General features: G+C 44.3%; 17 protein-coding genes and 1 tRNA gene. 16 read left to right on the top strand and 2 right to left on the bottom strand.

Annotated elements, in window-relative coordinates; translation table 11 throughout:
• Positions 1–12: 12 nt before the first annotated feature.
• The 16 genes from NTX75_16800 (at position 13) to NTX75_16725 (ending at position 16,767) form a co-directional block, all read left to right on the top strand.
• Positions 13–981, top strand: coding sequence for a glycosyltransferase family 4 protein (locus tag NTX75_16800; protein MCX5817874.1), 969 nt, complete (start codon positions 13–15; stop codon positions 979–981).
• Positions 978–2,381, top strand: a complete 1,404-nt coding sequence (locus tag NTX75_16795; GenBank protein MCX5817873.1) for a hypothetical protein — start codon at positions 978–980, stop codon at positions 2,379–2,381. The genes NTX75_16800 and NTX75_16795 overlap by 4 nt, the downstream gene beginning before the upstream one ends.
• A 618-nt stretch (positions 2,382–2,999) precedes the next feature.
• Entirely contained in the window at positions 3,000–4,316 is a 1,317-nt protein-coding gene (dnaA, locus tag NTX75_16790; protein MCX5817872.1) for a chromosomal replication initiator protein DnaA, read from the top strand.
• A gap of 118 nt (positions 4,317–4,434) precedes the next feature.
• The gene (gene dnaN / locus NTX75_16785) at positions 4,435–5,520 is read left to right on the top strand and encodes a DNA polymerase III subunit beta (protein ID MCX5817871.1); all 1,086 of its coding nucleotides are present in this window, start codon (positions 4,435–4,437) and stop codon (positions 5,518–5,520) included.
• 1 nt (position 5,521) lies between these two features.
• On the top strand, positions 5,522–7,882 hold the full coding sequence (gene gyrB, locus NTX75_16780) for a DNA topoisomerase (ATP-hydrolyzing) subunit B (protein ID MCX5817870.1): 2,361 nt from the start codon (positions 5,522–5,524) through the stop codon (positions 7,880–7,882).
• The gene (gene coaE / locus NTX75_16775) at positions 7,879–8,487 is read left to right on the top strand and encodes a dephospho-CoA kinase (GenBank protein MCX5817869.1); all 609 of its coding nucleotides are present in this window, start codon (positions 7,879–7,881) and stop codon (positions 8,485–8,487) included. Before gyrB ends, coaE begins: the two co-directional genes overlap by 4 nt.
• Positions 8,477–9,730, top strand: coding sequence for a transcription termination factor Rho (gene rho, locus NTX75_16770; protein MCX5817868.1), 1,254 nt, complete (start codon positions 8,477–8,479; stop codon positions 9,728–9,730). The genes coaE and rho overlap by 11 nt, the downstream gene beginning before the upstream one ends.
• A gap of 1 nt (position 9,731) precedes the next feature.
• A complete protein-coding gene (gene rpmE, locus NTX75_16765; GenBank protein ID MCX5817867.1) occupies positions 9,732–9,938 on the top strand; it encodes a 50S ribosomal protein L31 in 207 nt (68 codons plus the stop codon).
• On the top strand, positions 9,938–11,002 hold the full coding sequence (prfA, locus tag NTX75_16760) for a peptide chain release factor 1 (GenBank protein ID MCX5817866.1): 1,065 nt from the start codon (positions 9,938–9,940) through the stop codon (positions 11,000–11,002). The genes rpmE and prfA overlap by 1 nt, the downstream gene beginning before the upstream one ends.
• Positions 11,003–11,842: a peptide chain release factor N(5)-glutamine methyltransferase gene (gene prmC / locus NTX75_16755; protein ID MCX5817865.1), complete on the top strand. Its 840-nt coding sequence runs from the start codon at positions 11,003–11,005 to the stop codon at positions 11,840–11,842.
• Positions 11,824–13,098: a UDP-N-acetylglucosamine 1-carboxyvinyltransferase gene (gene murA / locus NTX75_16750; protein MCX5817864.1), complete on the top strand. Its 1,275-nt coding sequence runs from the start codon at positions 11,824–11,826 to the stop codon at positions 13,096–13,098. The genes prmC and murA overlap by 19 nt, the downstream gene beginning before the upstream one ends.
• Positions 13,079–14,353: a histidinol dehydrogenase gene (gene hisD, locus NTX75_16745; protein MCX5817863.1), complete on the top strand. Its 1,275-nt coding sequence runs from the start codon at positions 13,079–13,081 to the stop codon at positions 14,351–14,353. The genes murA and hisD overlap by 20 nt, the downstream gene beginning before the upstream one ends.
• A 1-nt stretch (position 14,354) precedes the next feature.
• Positions 14,355–15,224, top strand: coding sequence for an ATP phosphoribosyltransferase (gene hisG / locus NTX75_16740; protein MCX5817862.1), 870 nt, complete (start codon positions 14,355–14,357; stop codon positions 15,222–15,224).
• A 74-nt stretch (positions 15,225–15,298) separates the two neighbouring features.
• The gene (gene hisB, locus NTX75_16735; GenBank protein ID MCX5817861.1) at positions 15,299–15,883 is read left to right on the top strand and encodes an imidazoleglycerol-phosphate dehydratase HisB; all 585 of its coding nucleotides are present in this window, start codon (positions 15,299–15,301) and stop codon (positions 15,881–15,883) included.
• A gap of 16 nt (positions 15,884–15,899) precedes the next feature.
• Positions 15,900–16,502 carry an imidazole glycerol phosphate synthase subunit HisH gene (gene hisH / locus NTX75_16730; GenBank protein MCX5817860.1) on the top strand — a complete coding sequence of 201 codons (603 nt, stop codon included), beginning with the start codon at positions 15,900–15,902 and terminating at the stop codon, positions 16,500–16,502.
• 136 nt (positions 16,503–16,638) lie between these two features.
• Positions 16,639–16,767, top strand: a complete 129-nt coding sequence (locus NTX75_16725) for a hypothetical protein (protein MCX5817859.1) — start codon at positions 16,639–16,641, stop codon at positions 16,765–16,767.
• Between the two features lie 189 nt (positions 16,768–16,956).
• Here the strand turns inward: NTX75_16725 and NTX75_16720 are convergent.
• Positions 16,957–17,038 (bottom strand) — tRNA-Leu (locus tag NTX75_16720).
• Between the two features lie 21 nt (positions 17,039–17,059).
• Positions 17,060–18,154 (bottom strand): radical SAM protein, encoded by a 1,095-nt coding sequence (locus tag NTX75_16715; protein MCX5817858.1) that lies wholly within the window; start codon positions 18,152–18,154, stop codon positions 17,060–17,062.
• Positions 18,155–18,251 lie beyond the last annotated feature (97 nt).

Below are 18,251 nucleotides of genomic sequence, written 5' to 3'. Positions count from 1 at the left end.
ATCCGTGGACGGATGAAAAAAATCCTCTTTTTTACCCACAATATATTTACCCTGGAAAACCCTGAAGGGTATAGAATCCATCAGTATTTTCCTTATCTTGAGAAAATCGGCTTTGAGGTTGAACTCCTTACCACAAAAGAAAAATTCACAAACATTCTGGGTTGTGCCAGATCTGCCGATGTGGTCTATCTGCAGAGGGTTCTCCTTAACCCCCTCAAGTTTTCCTTGCTGAGGATGCATGCGAAAAGGCTTATCTATGATTTTGATGATGCTGTCATGTATGGAACAAGAGGTGAGAGTTCAACGAGGCGGTCGAGGTTTGCGAGGGTTGTAAGGAATGCCGATGCGGTTTTCTGCGGAAACGGATTTCTCTGCAAAGAGGCGGGCCGCCATAGAGAAAATAACATATACCGTGTTCCCACCGTCGTGAACACCGACGAATATCCCGTAAAAAACCATTATCAAAAAACGCCGTTTGTTGTAGGTTGGACAGGGAGTGGCGCTACGTTGAGATACCTGCTTGACATGAAAGAACTGTTGCTTTCCGTTTTCGATCCGGAAAAAATCAATTTTATGGTGGTAGCTGATCGTCCCCCTGAGATTGAAGCAAGGGGGGTGTTTTTTGAAAAATGGCAGAAGGAGAAAGAGAAGGCGGCCTTGCTTGGTTTTGACATGGGAATCATGCCGGTCAGGGACGATATATGGTCAAGGGGAAAGTGTGGACTCAAGCTCATTCAGTACATGGCAGCAGGAATGCCATCGCTGACACACCCTGTTGGCGTTGCACGGGAAATGATAGAAAATGGTGTGAATGGGTTTTTGAGAGAAGATTTGGATGGATGGAAAGATGCCATCAACGAACTTTCAGAGAACGTGGATTTAAGAAAACGGATGGGTAAAATAGCACGGGGATTCGTGGAAGACAAATTTTCTCTGCAATCCTGGGGCCCGAAGGTCTCAGAGATCATAAATAACTTATGAAAATCGTCAGGACACACAACATTAAGTGGTTTCTTAAAGACGAGTTGCCTGTCGATTTTGTGAAAGAAGTTTCGTGCGAAGGGGCAACAAAAAGGGGCCATTTTACCTTTGAACATGCAGGAAAAAAGATTTTCATAAAATTTTTCAAAGAAAAGGGTTTTTACGGGCTTTTGAGAAACCGGATTTCGCCGAGGGGGAAAAAAGAATTCTATTTGGCCGGCAAGTTGATTTTGCTTTCAATCCCCACGCCCGAACCTCTTGGGTATGGAATTTCAGATACGGGATCATACGTAATTCAGGAATGGATTGATGGTAACACCTTTGTAAATGCATATACGGCAAGTGTTGGAAAAAACACCCTTCTCCTTCAGCTTGCAGATTTCTTGAATGTGTTGAAGCTTCACCGCATCAGGCACAACGACCTGCACCTGAATAACATTATTGTCCATAAGGACAGGCTGTACCTCGTCGATTTGCACAAAATGAAAATCAAAAGCACTTTTTCGCTCAGCGACGAAATATCAAACCTCGCACACGCCATTACCATGGTATATCAAAGCCTCAGCGAGGAAGAGAAGAGTGCCTTTTTTCAGCGGTATGGCGAAAAGGGCATAAGGAAACCCCTTGAGGCAGAGCTGAAGCGCCTGAGACACCGGTGGATTCTGAAAAAGATGGAGCGGGCATTTGATGACACATCAACAATGGCAAAAGACCGTAATTGTGTCTATATTGCCGGATTCGAGGGGCACGGCAAGGGCACGCTGTGCTCTGTGATAAAAAAGGACAAAAAAGTAAAGATAGAGCGGTACAGTGACCACGTAAGAAAAACATACCGGAACAAGAGGCGCTTGAACAGGGCCTGGAAAAATCACATTGCCTTAACGTATTTAAACCTCCGGGTGGTACCCCAGGCGTTTTTTGTCAAAAGGCCATCTCTCATTGAAAAGGGGTTTATCGCCATGGAAGATCTGGCAGGCAGGGGCGAAGAACTTGACCGTTATCTGGACAGGGAATATGACAGATTCGGTGTGCATGAGAGGAGAATGTTTATTGACACATTTTCTACCTTTTTTGTTCATGCGATAGGGCAGTGGATAATCCACAGGGATGTGAAGGCCTGCAATGTTTTTGTATTGAGGGATGGGGGGTTTATCCTCCTGGACGTGGAGGATATTGTTTTCACGGAAACGGACACGGAGTCCCTCAAAAGGGTGTTGACACAGTTGAACACCACCATTCCGAAGAGGATATCAACAGGCGACAGAATCAGATTTTTCCTGAAATTATCAATACCACTCAAAATGAAAAACAAAACCCTCTTCCGTGAGGTTGTGGCGGAATCCCTGAAAAGCAAAATCGTCTATGAAGGGGTGTCGGGCCTCAACGTGGAGCAGTGGTAAACTTCCAGAGGTCACATTCCACAAATCGTCGCCAAAATAGCAAATAGCGTTTCGCCGCCATACATTAATCATATGGGTGACGGTGAGCCTGCTTCCGAACTGACCGGGTTGGCTGTGGCTTTTTCCTTCTTTCGTAAGGAGAGGCGAACAAAAACCCGTTCTGTTTTGCTCTCAAGGTTGTTGGGGAAGGTACAGCGTTTTCTGTAACTCATTTCAGGATGCTTCGGGGCTTTGAGCGGTTCTGCCCGGAAGAAATGGCAGGGATGCCGGCGAGGAGGGTTCTTTTTTAATTGTTTTGTGCCGTCTGCTTGATATTCTTTTCGTGCACGGAAGACTCTTTGTGAGTGTGTTTGCTTGTGGTGAACGAGTGCTCTTGTTGCAAGGGTTTGCCGCGCTTAAGTCAAGGATATTATAAGCTAATTGGTGATAATTATAAGCGGGCTTTCGTAACGGGAAACAATATCAGAACAAAGGCGGTCAATCAATATATTGTTTGTGTCGGCCAGGAAAAAAACAGTTGAATTTTGCTCATACATATATTAATATTGGATATTAACCTTTCAAGAGCATTTTAGTTTTCCACATATGTTGAAAAAATGTTGAAAAATTGACCTTAAGATGTTTGACATTCTATCCCAGATAAAACCAAAGATAGCTGGTATAATCAATGAGGACAGCTATAAAACATGGATTGAGCCGTTGCGGTTCATCGACTATAAAGACGGAAAATGTTGCGTGTCCGTTCCAAATACATTTTTTCGTGACTGGGTAATAGAAAACTTTGAACCCATCCTCGTTGCCCTTTTAAAAGACGTTGCAAAAGAAAATGTGAAGATGGAATATGTCCTTAAAAAAGAAGAAAAGATCGAAGAAAAGAAGGTTTTTGCAGTAAAAAAGGCGGCACCGTATAATAATTTTAATCCAAGATATACCTTTGAGGGCTTTGTTGTTGGTGCCAGCAACCAGTTTGCAAATGCGGCGTGTCTTGCTGTTGCGACAAACCCGGGAAAAACGTATAATCCCCTTTTTATATACGGGGGCGTCGGTCTTGGCAAAACACACCTGTTGAATGCCGTCGGAAATTTTCTTATCAGGCACGGAGGGGTTAATGCTGACCGCATATGTTATATCACGGCAGAGGTTTTTACAAACGAGCTTATAAATTCTTTAAGATATGAAAAGATGGATGACTTCAGAAACAGATTTAGAAGAATGGATGTGCTGCTTATTGATGATATTCAGTTTATTGCAGGAAAAGAAAGAACCCAGGCGGAATTTTTCCACACATTTAACACGCTCTATGACAACATGAAACAGGTTGTTGTCACGAGCGATAAGTTTCCGAGAGATATTGAACACTTTGAGGAAAGGCTCCGTTCCAGGTTTGAGTGGGGTCTTATTGCCGATATCCAGTCACCCGATCTTGAAACAAAGGTTGCAATACTTAATAAGAAAGCCGAACTCGAAAATATTGATCTTCCCAATGATGTTGCATTTTTTGTTGCCTCAATTGTTGATGACAGCGTGAGGTCGCTCGAAGGTTCTTTAATAAGAATCGGTGCATTTGCATCATTAAACAATGTTCCTATAACCGTCGGTCTTGCAAAAGAAATTATGGGACACATTATTAAAGAAAAAAAGAAGGAGATTACAATAGATATGATATTAAAGGAGGTATCGTCTTATTTTTCAGTTAAAGTGTCAGATATAAAATCTGGAAAGCGCGTAAGGTCCGTCATGATTCCCCGGCAGGTTACAATATACCTCTCAAGAAGATTAACAGATACTTCTCTTGTTGGTATTGGAGAGAAGCTCGGCGGAAGAGATCACGCCACAATAATCCATTCTATAAAGAGGGTGGAGGAAGAGATGAAGATAAAAAAAGAATTTAAAGAGATTGTTGAAAAGATAGAATTGAAGGTTAAGTCTACATGAATTCACATCCCTTAAACAATCTCAAAACTATTTTTTGTGACTTTTCTGTTTTATTATTCTCTAGTTGCTGTCTTTTCAACATTTCAACACAATATATTACTAATACGAGAGGTTTATTATGAATATAGTAATAGATAAGAACATATTTCTTACACCAATTACAAAATTAGTCGGCATAACAGAAAAACGATCACTTATGCCAATACTTTCAAATCTCCTTATAGAATTCGGTCCGTCAGGAATCAGGTTTTATTCTACAGACCTTGAAGTAAGCGCCATAGGATATATTGACTATAAAACAGACTTTGAGAAGAAAATCATCATTCACGGGAAAAAACTTCAGGAAATATTAAGAGAAATGGAAAACGGCGATATAAGCCTCGAAATAACAGATAATATTCTTTCAATAAAACAGAAGCAGTCAGAATTTGTACTGAGCTTGCAAGACCCGGAAGAATTTCCGGAAGTAAAAGAAATTTCGGGATATGAAGAGGTTTATATAAATGGCAGGATTTTACTGGAAATGATAAACAAAGTTGACTTTGCCATATCTCTCGATGAAACGCGGTATGTATTGACTGGTATGTATATGAAGGGGTTTGAAGGGGATATAATAGTTGTCGGGACAGACGGTTTTAGGATGTCTTTATATAGGAAAGATGTGGCCGGACTAAAAGGATTTAAAGGAATAATTATTCCAAGGAGATCAATAGCAGAGATTGAGCGGATTATTGGTGAAGATGAAGAGGTAAAGATGTGCATCGGCGAAAAACACATACAATTCAGTACAAAAAACGTCACATTAATTTCAAGAATAATAGAGGGAAGTTTCCCGGACTTTGAGAATGTCATTCCAGAGAGCAACGTGAATGTTGTAAGGGTTAATAAGGACACTATTTTTAGAGGACTAAAAAAGGTTTCGGCAATTATAGGGAGAGCAGAGCCGGTAAAAATAACTTTATATGAAAATACAATGGATATTGAAGCAGAATCAGAGATAGGGCGTGCAAAAGAGGTAATTGAAGTGGATTATAAAGGCGAGAAGATAAGCATGAATTTTAACGTAAGGTTTGTTTTAGATGTGGTTTCTCGTATAGACGGAACAGATATTGTTATAAAAGCTCCTTCTGTATACGGGGCCGTTCTCTTTGAGGGCGAAGAGGGGAAAAATCACAAAAATATTATTATGCCTATAAGGATTTAGAATGAGAGAATACGGAGCAGAAAACATAAAAATTTTAGACGGACTTGATGCGGTAAGGAAGGTTCCGTCTATGTACATAGGAAACACCGCCACAGAGGGCCTCCACCATCTTGTATATGAGCTTGTTGATAATAGCGTGGACGAAGCGCTGGAAGGTTATTGTAACAGAATTGCAATTACTATACACAGAGACAACAGCGTAACATGCGAGGATAACGGGAGAGGCATTCCGGTAGCATTACACGCAGGCGAGAACATGTCAGCGCTGGAGGTTGTTCTGACAAAACTGCATGCAGGCGGCAAGTTTGACAAAGACACCTACAGATATTCTGCAGGCCTGCACGGGGTAGGTCTGTCAGTAGTTAATGCACTGTCCGAATATCTTGAAGTAGAGATAAGAAGGGACGGTAAGGTTTATTTTCAGAGATATGCATGCGGCAACAGGCTGATGGATTTGAAGATCATAGGAGATACCGATAAAACCGGCACAAAGGTAAAATTTAAGCCCGACAAAAACATATTTGAAACAATAGAATTCAGTAACGATGTTCTTACCCACAGAATGAGAGAAATATCGTTTCTCAATAACGGCATATACATTGTTTTGACTGATGAGAGGAAAGGAAAAAGACAGGAATTCAAACACGAAGGCGGCGTAAAATCCTTTGTAAAATTCCTCAACGTCAACAAAACCGTACTTTTTGAAGAACCGATCCATATTTCGAGCACCAAACAGACAATTGACGTTCTGGAAGTCGCTATTCAGTACAATGACGGATATAACGAGAATATTAACAGTTTTGTAAACAACGTGAACACACAGGAAGGCGGGTCACACGTAACAGGGTTCAGAAGTGCACTCACAAGAAGTATAAATAACTTTATACAGTCCAACTCAACCCAGAAAAACAAAGAAAGCGTTTCCGGCGATGATATAAAAGAAGGTCTGGTGGCAGTTATAAGCATAAAGATACAGAACCCTCAGTTTGAAGGACAGACAAAGGCAAAACTCGGGAACAGCGAGGTTAAGGGTTTTGTCGAGTCCATCATGAACGAAAAACTTGCCGAATATTTTGAGATAAATCAAAACGTTGCAAAAATTATTATTAATAAGGCTTATGAAACAAAAAAGGCAAGAGAGGCAGCAAAAAAAGCGAAGGATCTTGTAAAAAACAAAAGCCTTATAGAAGGAGGGATACTGCCGGGAAAGCTCGCTGATTGTCAGGAAAGTAACCCGGACATATGCGAACTCTTCATTGTAGAGGGGGATTCGGCAGGGGGCTCTGCAAAACAGGGAAGGGACCGCAAGGTTCAGGCAATTTTGCCATTAAAAGGAAAGATACTTAACGTCGAAAAAGCAAATCAGGAAAAGGTTCTTTTGAACAACGAAATACGGTCAGTATATCTGGCGGTCGGGATAAATTCTGATAACATAGAGAGGCTCAGGTATAAAAAAATCATTATAATGACCGATGCGGACGTTGATGGCTCACACATCAGAACGCTCCTCCTCACCTTGTTTTACAGAAAGATACCAGAAATAATTATGAACGGGTATCTTTATATAGCACAGCCACCACTTTATAAAACCAAGCAGGGAAACAAAGAGGTCTACATAAAAGACGAAGATGAATTTGAAAGCTTTGTTACGCGAAGAGGCGTCGAAAAGGTAGAATGCCGCGTAGGAGGCAAAGAAGTAAACAAAGACCTTTTAAAAGAACACATAGAGGGAATGAGAAGGGTTGAGCGGTTTCTGAAAGAGATGTCGAGGTCTGGCATCGACAGAACAACCATGCTTGGGCTTTTCAGATCGAACATATGGAGAAGAGAAGACTTTGAAGAAAAAGAGAAATTAGATGCATTCAAAGCGCATATGAGCAGGGCCGGCTATACGGTGGAAATGGAAAGAGACAGGGAACACAACCTCTACAGGCTATATATAAAAAAAGCGGACAAAGAAGAGATCCCCGTTGAAATAGACTATGAAACGTGCAGCCAGGAAGACTATACGGACAGACTCAAGGACTACAATAAAGTAAAAGAATTCTACGAAGAAGAGATAGTAATTACCGATGGTGGTTCAAGAACAGAAACAAAGGGCACAGAGGACTTTGTTAAGTACATTAATGAACGCGGCAAAGACGGAATCAGCATACAGAGATATAAGGGCCTGGGCGAAATGAACCCGGAACAGCTATGGGAAACAACCATGAACCCGGAAAAAAGAAGCCTCCTCAGAGTCTCAATAGAAGACGCCATCGGGGCCGACCAAATGTTCACCGTTTTAATGGGTAGCAACATAGAAACCAGAAGGGCTTTCATAGAAGAAAATGCCATGAATGTCAGAAATCTCGATATATGATCCTCGTAGGCATAACCGGCATTATAGGGAGCGGAAAGACCACCGTATCAAGCATGCTTAAAAAAGAAGGGTTTGAGGTAATCGACCTCGACGGGATCGCCAAAGAAGTGCTTTCCTTGGAAGACGTGAAAAAAGAAATAGGTAATGTTTTTGGTACAGAGTATATTTCGGGGGATCACGTAAACATCGAGAAAATGAGGAGCGCCGCATTCCAGAACAGAGATTCGTTAAAAAAACTCGAAAAGATAGTGCACCCCGGAATAGTAGAAAGACTGTTTAGAAATGCAGAGCAGATTAAAAAAAGCGGCGCAAAATCAGTCATAATAGACGGCCCTCTCCTTTTTGAGACAGGACTGTACAAGAAGATGGACAGAACCGTTGTAGTATCCACGGATGCGGAAATGCTGACCGTGAGACTAAAAAACAGGGGAATGGACGAAGAGGATGTTAAAAGAAGGATGGCCTTTCAGATGCCCCTGAAAGAGAAAGAAAGAACGGCAGACTGGGTTGTGCACAACAACGGGACAGTCGAGGACCTTAAAAAAGAAACAGCAATGCTTTTGGAAAAGATAAAAGGATGGGAGGTAGAACCACATGCATCTTAATGATTTAAAGAGAACCAAGATCGGGGGACTTACACAGATTGCAAAGGATCTGAACGTAGAGAACGCATCAGGACTGAGGAAACAGGAACTGATATTCGCTATATTACAGGCAATGGTGGACAAGAACGAGTCCGTATATGGTGAAGGCGTTCTGGAAATACTCCCGGAAGGGTTTGGGTTTTTGAGATCTACAGACTCAAACTATCTACCCGGCCCTGACGATATATACATCTCCCCATCACAGATAAAAAGGTTTGGCCTGAGGACAGGAGACACCATATCGGGTCAAATCAGACCGCCGAAAGACAACGAGAAATACTTTGCCCTTCTTAAGGTCGAAACGGTTAACTTTGACGACCCGAGCGTTGCAAAGGACAAGATAATTTTTGATAATCTCACACCCATATATCCTAACGAAAGAACCGTGCTTGAAACAAACAGCACCAACATGTCGACAAGGGTTATGGACCTCTTCACGCCTATCGGCAAGGGCCAGAGGGGGCTCATAGTAGCACCCCCAAGAACAGGCAAGACCATGCTTCTTCAGCACATAGCGAACAGCATAACCGCCAACCATAAGGAGATTATTCTCATCGTCCTGCTCATCGACGAAAGACCCGAGGAGGTTACCGACATGATGAGGTCTGTAAATGGTGAAGTAATAAGTTCAACCTTTGATGAGCCCGCAACAAGACACGTTCAGGTTGCAGAAATAGTTATAGAAAAGGCGAAAAGGCTTGTTGAGCACAAAAGGGACGTAGTTATTCTTCTGGACAGCATCACAAGGCTTGCGAGGGCTTATAACACGGTGGTTCCTTCGAGCGGAAAGATTCTCTCGGGCGGCATTGATGCATCGGCCATGCAGAAACCGAGAAGGTTTTTCGGGGCGGCCAAGAATATCGAGGAAGGGGGCAGCCTTACCATCGTTGCAACTGCATTGATAGACACAGGGAGCAGGATGGACGAGGTCATTTTTGAAGAATTTAAGGGAACGGGCAATATGGAGATATATTTAGACAGAAAACTTGCCGAGAAAAGGGTATTTCCTGCCATCGACATTAATAAATCAGGAACAAGAAAAGAAGAGTTGCTGATAGAAAACGGCGACTTATCGAGAATATGGCTTTTGAGAAAGGTATTACAACCCATGAACCCGGTTGACTCCATGGAGTTTTTAATCGAAAAGCTGGCGGATTCCGATTCAAACAAAGACTTTATATATTCCATGAGCAAAGGAGTGTAACATGAAGAAAGGGATACATCCAAATCTCAAGAAGGCAACGGTTAAGTGTGCCTGCGGCAACACCTTTGAGACCTTATCGGTAAGGGAAAAGATAAGCGTAGAAATATGTGCAAAGTGTCACCCTGTTTTTACCGGCAAGGAAAAACGGCTTGACTCTACCGGACAGGTGGAGAAATTTGAGAAGAGGTACGGCAAAAAAACCACCTGATGTTCGAGAAATTAGAAGAGTCCGAAAGGCGCTATGAAGAGATAGAGCATGAAATGGCAAAGCCGGAGGCTGTTGCCAACATGGAGGTCTATAAAAAACTTACAAAAGAATATGCGGAGCTGAAAGAGATTGTTGAACCTTTCAGGGAATGGAAAAAGACGAAGGACGAAGAAGAGAAGACCCTTGAAATGCTCAAATCAGAAACGCAGGAAGAGATGAAGGCCCTCATAAAAGAGGAGGCAAACCATCTATCAGACGGCAAGGAAAAGCTTGAAACACTCCTGCGGGGAAGATTGTTGGGCAGGCACGAGAAGAACGTTCAGAATACCTTTCTCGAGATAAGAGCAGGCACCGGGGGCGAAGAGGCAGCGCTTTTTGCGAGAGACCTTTTTACAATGTACACGAGATACGCGGAGAAGATGAAATGGAAGACCGAATTGATGGCTGCAAGCATATCTGATCTCGGCGGATTCAAAGAGGTTGTTATGGTAATAGAGGCCAGGGATGCATACGGCCAGCTCAGACATGAGAGCGGTGTTCACAGGGTACAGAGGGTCCCCGTAACAGAGGCCCAGGGAAGAATCCATACATCGGCGGTGACCGTGGCTGTTCTGCCCGAGCCCGAGGAGACGGAAATAAACATGAGCGCTGAGGACCTGAGAATTGATGTATTCAGATCAAGCGGGCCCGGAGGGCAACACGTGAACACCACAGACTCTGCGGTGCGGATAACCCACATACCGACGGGCCTTGTGGTAACCTGCCAGGACGAAAAGTCCCAGCACAAGAACAAGTCAAAGGCCATCAGGGTGCTTAGAACAAGGCTTAAAGAGAAGATGGAAGCGGAGAAGGAGCTGGAAATATCTGAAGAGAGAAAAAAACAGGTTGGCAGCGGCGACAGGAGCGAAAGAATCAGAACGTACAATTTTCCCCAGGGAAGGGTCACAGATCATAGAATCGGCTTGACACTCTATAAACTGCAGAATGTTTTAGATGGAAACATTGAAGACATCGTAAACCCACTCGTTGCCCATTTTCAGTCGGAGTCTTTAAAAGCAGGGTAATTGTCGTTGCGAATCAGGGACATTGTTGTTGGAGAAAGAGATGTTACAAGACTTGACCTTGTAAATATCATTGCCCACGCCCTTTCAATACGCAAAGAAGAGGTCTTTGCGAGTTATGAGAGGGTGGTGTGCAGAGAAGAAGCTTCCCGGATAGAAGGGCTCTTGAAATCAAGGCGGGAAGGAACCCCCCTTGCCTATATACTGAAAGAAAAAGAATTTTTTTCGGAGGTGTTTTTTGTGGACGAAAGGGTTCTTATACCAAGACCCGAAACAGAGACGCTTGTTGAAGAGGCCCTGAAGATAATCAGGACAAGGAAAGACCCCCTTCTTTTGCTGGACATGGGCACAGGGCCCGGCACCATCGGTTTAACCATTGCAAAAAAAACCAGGCACAACGTAATGTGTGTGGATATTTCCCCGGACGCATTGTGTGTGGCAAAAAAGAACGCACTGCTGTTAGACATATCAGACAGTACCAGCCTTATTTGTTCCGACCTTTTCAGCGCTATTCAGAAAAGCGTAAAATTTGATCTGATTCTTGCAAATCTCCCCTACATTCCTTCCGAAGAGTGGAATACCTTAATGCGCGACGTGCGGGATTTCGAGCCCGAAATTGCACTTAACGGGGGCGAAGGCGGCGTTGAAATCTATAGAAGGTTTATAGACGCGCTTCCGCATTATTTAAAAAGGAACGGGCACGTTCTGTGTGAGATTGGCAGCGCCACACAGGCTGTCAATATACAAAAAGCTTTAGGATATTCAGGGTTTGAAGTGGAGATAAAATTAGATCTGAGCGGAAAGGAAAGGGTAATCATAGGATCATGGATAAATTTGTCATAGAAGGCGGAGAAAGATTACAGGGCACCGTGAGGATAAGCGGGTCGAAAAATGCCGTCCTGCCGCTCCTTGCTGCAACAATTCTTCAAAAGGGCGAGTACAGGATTGACAATGTTCCGCGATTAAAGGATGTTCGCACCATGACGAGACTCATTGCGCTGCTGGGAGGGGCTACAGAATGGGCAGACGAACATTCGTTGAAGGTGGATACGAGAGACCTGACGAACCATGTAGCCCCTTATGAAATTGTAAAAGAAATGAGGGCATCTGTTCTGGTGCTCGGCTCTCTTATAGGGGGCTTACGCAGGGCAACCGTATCATATCCTGGCGGTTGTGCCATAGGCGAAAGGCCTATAGACTTACATTTAAAAGGACTCTCAGCGCTGGGCTGCGATGTAAGGCTGAGAGAAGGATATGTGGACGTGACAGCAAAAAAGCTTAAGGGCGCACGGATTCATTTTGACAAGACCACTGTTGGCGGAACCGAAAACATGTTGATGGCGGCCGTTATGGCAAAGGGGGAAACCATCATTGAAAATGCTGCCTGTGAGCCGGAAGTTGTTGACCTGGCGCATATGCTGAAACGGATGGGCGCAAAAATCGAAGGAGAAGGCACAGAGATTGTTAAGATTAAGGGTGTGGATCAGCTAATGCCCTGTGACTATGAAGTTATACCCGACAGAATAGAGACAGGTACTTTTCTCGTGGCTTGTGGCATAACGAGAGGCAATATAGAGATTGAGGGGTGTATTCCCTCGCACATACAGCCGATTATTGAAAAGTTGAGAGAAGTGGGAATGGATATTATCGAAAACGGGGCAACGATAAGGGCATCAATGTCGAAAAAGAGGCCAAACGCAGCAGACATACGGACAGCCCCCTACCCGGGGTTCCCTACAGACATGCAGGCACAGATAATGGCCCTGATGAGCACAGCAAAGGGCACAAGCGCTATAACCGAAACAATCTTTGAGAACAGGATGATGCATGCCGCAGAATTGAGAAGAATGGGTGCGGACATAAGGGTGATAGGTAATACTGCTATTGTGAAGGGCATTAAAATGCTCACCGGTGCAAAGGTTATGGCTACAGACCTGCGGGCAAGCGCATCTCTTATTCTGGCAGGACTCACCGCATACGGCACCACGGAGGTTTCAAGGATATACCATATAGACAGGGGTTATGAATCGATAGAAGAAAAGCTGAAAGGCCTCGGTGCAAGAATCGAGAGGAGGAAGAATGAAGGTCTGGGATCTTGATCGGGAATTTGACGAGTTTATAGCCTCCATTATCGAAGGAAGAGAGAAAAAAAAGCAAAACATAGGGGCTGCCGTTGAAACGGTGAAAAACGAAATAATGGCAAAAGGAGAACGTGCCCTCGTTGAATTTTCGAGAAAATGGGACGGATGGAGAGAGGCCTACCCCCTGAAGGTGGCAGAAGAGGAACTGAAAGAGAGCGCAGCCAGGATAAAAAAGAAAGATGTGGGCATCCTTCGCGGCATGATAAGAAATGTTGCATCCTATCACAAATACCAGGGCGGGCGCGCAAGGACTTACCAGAGGAAGGGTCTTGTAGTAAAAGAAACCTTTGTGCCGGTGGAGAGCGCATTGATATACGTTCCCGGCGGAAAGGCTGCATACCCCTCTTCTCTGGTTATGGGAGTTGTGCCTGCACAGATTGCAGGCGTGAAAAACATATTTGTTGCCACTCCAACAACCGACGGTGCGTTGAATCCCTACGTATCGGCCGCCTGCATGCTCTTAAACGTGAAGGACATTTACAGAATAGGCGGGGCGCAGGCCATTTATGCATTTGCTTATGGGGTCGGGAGCATACCGAAGGTGGACATGATAGTTGGTCCGGGGAACGCTTATGTTGACGAGGCAAAGAGGGACGTTTACGGCATAGTGGGCATAGATATGCTTGCGGGGCCCACAGAACTCATTGTGCTCTGTACATATGCATTCTCTCCCGATGTGGTTGCATGGGATATGTTTTCTCAGGGGGAACACGACGAAATGGCCACTGTCGGACTATTTTCACCTTCCAGGGAGCATATATATGATGTCATGAAGAGCATAGAGCGGCTTATCGTTACCAACGAAAGGAAGGATGTGATAGAGAAGGCGCTCAAGGCAAACAGCTTTCTTGTGCACTATAAGGATATAGATCGGGCTGTCGATGCGATAAACAGGATTGCCCCTGAGCACATGGAGCTTATAGGCGACGAGAGCATATCAGAAAAGATTTTGTATCCCGGCATTATCTATGTAGGCCCCCATACCCCCGTTGCAATGGGCGACTACTATATCGGCACGAACCACGTTCTGCCAACCGGCGGTGCCGGAAGATTTACAGCAGGATTATCCGTTGACAGGTTTACAAAGAGAAAGGTACTTGTTACAATAGATAAGCAGTTTTTAAGTAAATACGGAGATAAGGCCGTGAAACTGGCCCGGATTGAAGGTCTTTTTGCACACGGCGAATCGATAAAAGCGAGAAAGGGGTTGTAATATGAAGTTAAAAATTGGATTACCCAAGGGGAGCTTACAGGAGACCACGTTCAAGCTTTTTAAAAATGCCGGCTATACCATAAAACTCCCTGAAAGGTCCTATGTGCCCGTTATAGACGACCCCGAACTGGAAGGGCTTGTTATAAGGGCACAAGAGATGGCAAGGTATGTTGAGGATGGGATTCTCGACATGGGCATTACAGGATACGACTGGGTGCTTGAACAGGATGCAAAGGTTGTTGAGCTTGTGAGGCTACGATACGGAAAGGTGGGGTTCAGGGGGGTTAAGTGGGTTGTCGCGGTTCCGGCAGATTCTCCGATAAAAACCGTTGACGATTTGAAGGGTAAAAAGATTGCAACGGAACTTGTGGGCTTTACGAAACGGTACCTTAAGAAAAAGGGCATCGACGCTTCCGTTGAATTTTCGTGGGGCGCAACAGAGGTAAAGCCCCCGCTTTTAGCCGACGCCATTGTGGAGGTTACCGAAACTGGTGCATCCCTGAGGGCAAATAATCTGAGAATCATAGAGACAATCCTCGAATCAGAAACGGTATTGATAGCGAACAGAAGCGCCTGGAAGGATGAGTGGAAGAAGAGAAAAATGGAGAACATCACCATATTGCTTAAAGGGGCGCTCCTTGCAGAGGAAAAGGTGGGTCTCAAAATGAACGTACCCAAGGCAAAGCTGGAAAAGGTGGTAAAAATTCTCCCTTCTCTCCAGACGCCAACGGTATCAAGCCTGTCTGACAAGGATTGGGTGGCGCTTGAAGTAATTATGGATGAAAAGACGGTAAGGGATATCATACCCGACCTTAAAAGGGCAGGCGCACAGGGGATTGTTGAATATCCGCTGAACAAGGTAATACCATAAAGACAGTTTTAAGTTAAAGGCAAAAGGCATAAAACTGACAAAAAAGAAAGAAGTTTTTTAATAAAGGGGGAAACATGAAAAGAGAAGCTTCGGTGGAAAGAAAAACAAAAGAAACAACAGTAAAGGTGCAATGGGTCATTGATGGGGAAGGCTCCTATGAAATATCAACCGGTATCCCCTTTTTCGACCACATGCTCCACTTGTTTGCAAAACACGGGTTTTTCGACCTTTCCCTTGATGCCAAAGGGGACACGGATGTGGATTATCACCACACAGTTGAGGATATAGGCATTACCATGGGCAAGTCGTTAAAGGAAGCGCTCACAAACCTTGAGGGTGTTAAGCGTTATGGTTCTGCCATAATTCCCATGGACGAAGCGCTCTGTATCTTTGCCGTAGATATGGGCGGGCGACCCAACCTCGTGTGGAGGGCCGATCTTCAGGGGAAAATAGGCATTTTCGATACCGAGGTTGTAAAAGAGTTCTTCAAGGGTTTTGTAAATGAGGCAAAAATAACGCTCCACGTCAATCTGCTCTATGGTGAAAACCTGCACCACAAGGTTGAAGCGATTTTTAAGGCCTTTGGAAAGGCATTAAAAGAGGCAGTTACAAAAGATGAGCGCATCAAAGGACCGTTGTCGACAAAAGGAATGCTGTAATGCGGGGAGCTAAAATATGATAGCGATTGTTGACTATGGGATGGGAAACCTGAGAAGCGTTACCAACGCCTTCAGGAAGTTGGGCGGCGACGTAACGATTACAAGGGACATGGAGACAATTAAAAATTCACGCGCTATCGTGCTCCCGGGCGTAGGCGCCTTCGGAAAATGCATTGAGAATCTGAAGAAGCTCGACCTCTTTGATGTACTAAAAGAGTTGATAATGAACGATAAGCGCTACCTCGGGATATGCCTGGGGATGCAGGTGTTGTTCGAGTCGAGCGAAGAGGCGCCGGGCACCGAAGGCATGGGGATAATTAAAGGAGATGTCCCGAGATTTAAAGGCAACACCAAGGTGCCGCACATGGGCTGGAACAGCGTAGAGATTCAAAGAGAAAATCCGATTTTCAACGGGATCAACGACGGCGAATTTTTTTATTTTGTCCACTCATATTTTTGCAGACCCACAGAAGACGTAACGGCAACAAAGACGCATTATGGGGCCGAGTTTGCCTCTTCCGTTCAAAAAGGCAACCTCTTTGCCTGCCAGTTTCACCCGGAGAAGAGCCAGAGGGTGGGCCTTCAATTACTCCAGAACTTTATTGAGATGCAAAAATAAGAAAAGTTTTTATATGCAGCCCCCAAACACCTTCTCTTTTGTGAGATTATACAAAGGGATTGACATTATGAAAGAAGCGGGTAGAATAAATTATATGCAGTCATATAAATACGGGCATCGGGGAGCTTAAAATACAATGATAAGAACATGTGTTTTTGTAATTCTTGTGAGTCTGGGGCTATTAACCGTTTCGGGATGCACTTCAATCATGCCCTTCCTGACAGGCGAACCCCAGGCCATTGAAACGAAGATTGCGCCCCACTAATTTTGGCATATGGAACCAAACAGGTAAAGCGGTGGTCCCGAGGGAAATTCTCTGTAAACCATTTGGTCTCGGTATGATTGAAATACAGTTAATACAGCAACACCCAGGGCCTTTCAGCTAATCGCATTATCCCCGAAGCAAAGATATTGGCTGTTGCTGAGGTGGTTGAAAATATGTCATTCAATGATTTGCGAGAAGGGGGATTTGAACCCCCACGGTGTAACCCGCTGGATCCTAAGTCCAGTGCGTCTGCCAGTTCCGCCACTCTCGCATGCTAAACAAATATTTAGCATCATTGCCCGAATTTATCAATTAAACTGTTCTTTTCCCTCGCGTATTGTTTCAGAAACAGCAGATTCTCATCAGTGAACCCTTCCCAGGCGAACGGGGACAGGGCGTTGTTCTGGTAGATCGGATCGTCTGCTATTGGATAGCGGGCAAGGGGATAAAATTCTTCAAAAAGGGGTGTGTGTGGGATGGGCGTATACTCTGCAATATGGGTATTCACCCCTAATCCCGCAAGATAGTCTATGGCAGTTTTTACATCTTCCCACCTCTGGAAAGGAAGCCCTGCAAGTATATAAGCACCGATTGAATCATGAGTAAAACCCGCATTTAATAAAAAACTAACTGCCTTTTCGAAGATACTCTGGTTTACTTTTCCACCAAGGGATTTTTGTATATCAGGGTTAATTGCTTCAAGCCCGATTCTTACCTCTTTGAAGCCGGCAACTAACAGCAGGTTTGCCAGCTCATCATCTATGAGCGACGCATTGATTGCATTGGGGTTATAAATGTTTATCGGGAACGGGAGTTTTATGATACCCCTCAGTAATGGCTTTGCATAGATGCCTGGCCTGTAAAGGAAGTTATCGTCGTATAGTACATATTTCTCAACGCTGCGATCGTGCCAGTATACGATTTCATTGATAACGCTCCCTGCGCTCCTCCTGACAATTCCGGGGTGCATATACGGCGTTGCGCAGAACGTACACCTGTACACACACCCATAGGAAGTGAGGAGCGGGATAAAGTGTATTTTGTCATATAAATCAAAACACGGATACGGAAGCGCATCAAAATCATACATAGACGGCTTGAACGACAAGGTAACGCCAAACTCTCCCTCCACAAACCTGTAGAATTGTTCTGCCTCATTGTTCTTAACGATTAAATCGGCCCCTTCCATGGCGGCCTTCGCGTGTTCATAACAGAGAGAGGGATATATGCCGCCTAACACAATTTTTGATGATGGAAAGCGTTTTCTGGCAATCTCCAGTGCATCCTTTGCGCCGGCATACCAGTATGTCATTATGGAGGTGATAAGGATGAGATCCGGCGATTCGGTAGTGTAAACTCTCTTGTGTAAATTCATAAGGAGTGACAAAAAGGATGTACCTCCTATAAAATAGGTGATGACGAATCACAAATCTATTTTAGGAAGGAGGAACATCCAATGGAACTAAAAGTGAGTGTATCAGAGG

This window comes from Pseudomonadota bacterium (assembly GCA_026388315.1).
GTDB lineage: Bacteria > Desulfobacterota > Syntrophorhabdia > Syntrophorhabdales > Syntrophorhabdaceae > MWEV01.
The sequence above is the reverse complement of the archived record's forward strand: the minus strand, read 5'-3'. Positions and strand labels throughout refer to the sequence as shown.

Coding starts and splice junctions, on each gene's coding strand:
- coaE (MCX5817869.1), top strand. CDS start 7,879: ATGATCCTCGTAGGCATAACCGGCATTATAGGGAGCGGAAAGACCACC.
- prfA (MCX5817866.1), top strand. CDS start 9,938: ATGTTCGAGAAATTAGAAGAGTCCGAAAGGCGCTATGAAGAGATAGAG.
- gyrB (MCX5817870.1), top strand. CDS start 5,522: ATGAGAGAATACGGAGCAGAAAACATAAAAATTTTAGACGGACTTGAT.
- dnaA (MCX5817872.1), top strand. CDS start 3,000: ATGTTTGACATTCTATCCCAGATAAAACCAAAGATAGCTGGTATAATC.
- hisG (MCX5817862.1), top strand. CDS start 14,355: ATGAAGTTAAAAATTGGATTACCCAAGGGGAGCTTACAGGAGACCACG.
- rho (MCX5817868.1), top strand. CDS start 8,477: ATGCATCTTAATGATTTAAAGAGAACCAAGATCGGGGGACTTACACAG.
- NTX75_16725 (MCX5817859.1), top strand. CDS start 16,639: ATGATAAGAACATGTGTTTTTGTAATTCTTGTGAGTCTGGGGCTATTA.
- hisB (MCX5817861.1), top strand. CDS start 15,299: ATGAAAAGAGAAGCTTCGGTGGAAAGAAAAACAAAAGAAACAACAGTA.
- rpmE (MCX5817867.1), top strand. CDS start 9,732: ATGAAGAAAGGGATACATCCAAATCTCAAGAAGGCAACGGTTAAGTGT.
- hisH (MCX5817860.1), top strand. CDS start 15,900: ATGATAGCGATTGTTGACTATGGGATGGGAAACCTGAGAAGCGTTACC.
- murA (MCX5817864.1), top strand. CDS start 11,824: ATGGATAAATTTGTCATAGAAGGCGGAGAAAGATTACAGGGCACCGTG.
- NTX75_16800 (MCX5817874.1), top strand. CDS start 13: ATGAAAAAAATCCTCTTTTTTACCCACAATATATTTACCCTGGAAAAC.
- hisD (MCX5817863.1), top strand. CDS start 13,079: ATGAAGGTCTGGGATCTTGATCGGGAATTTGACGAGTTTATAGCCTCC.
- NTX75_16795 (MCX5817873.1), top strand. CDS start 978: ATGAAAATCGTCAGGACACACAACATTAAGTGGTTTCTTAAAGACGAG.
- dnaN (MCX5817871.1), top strand. CDS start 4,435: ATGAATATAGTAATAGATAAGAACATATTTCTTACACCAATTACAAAA.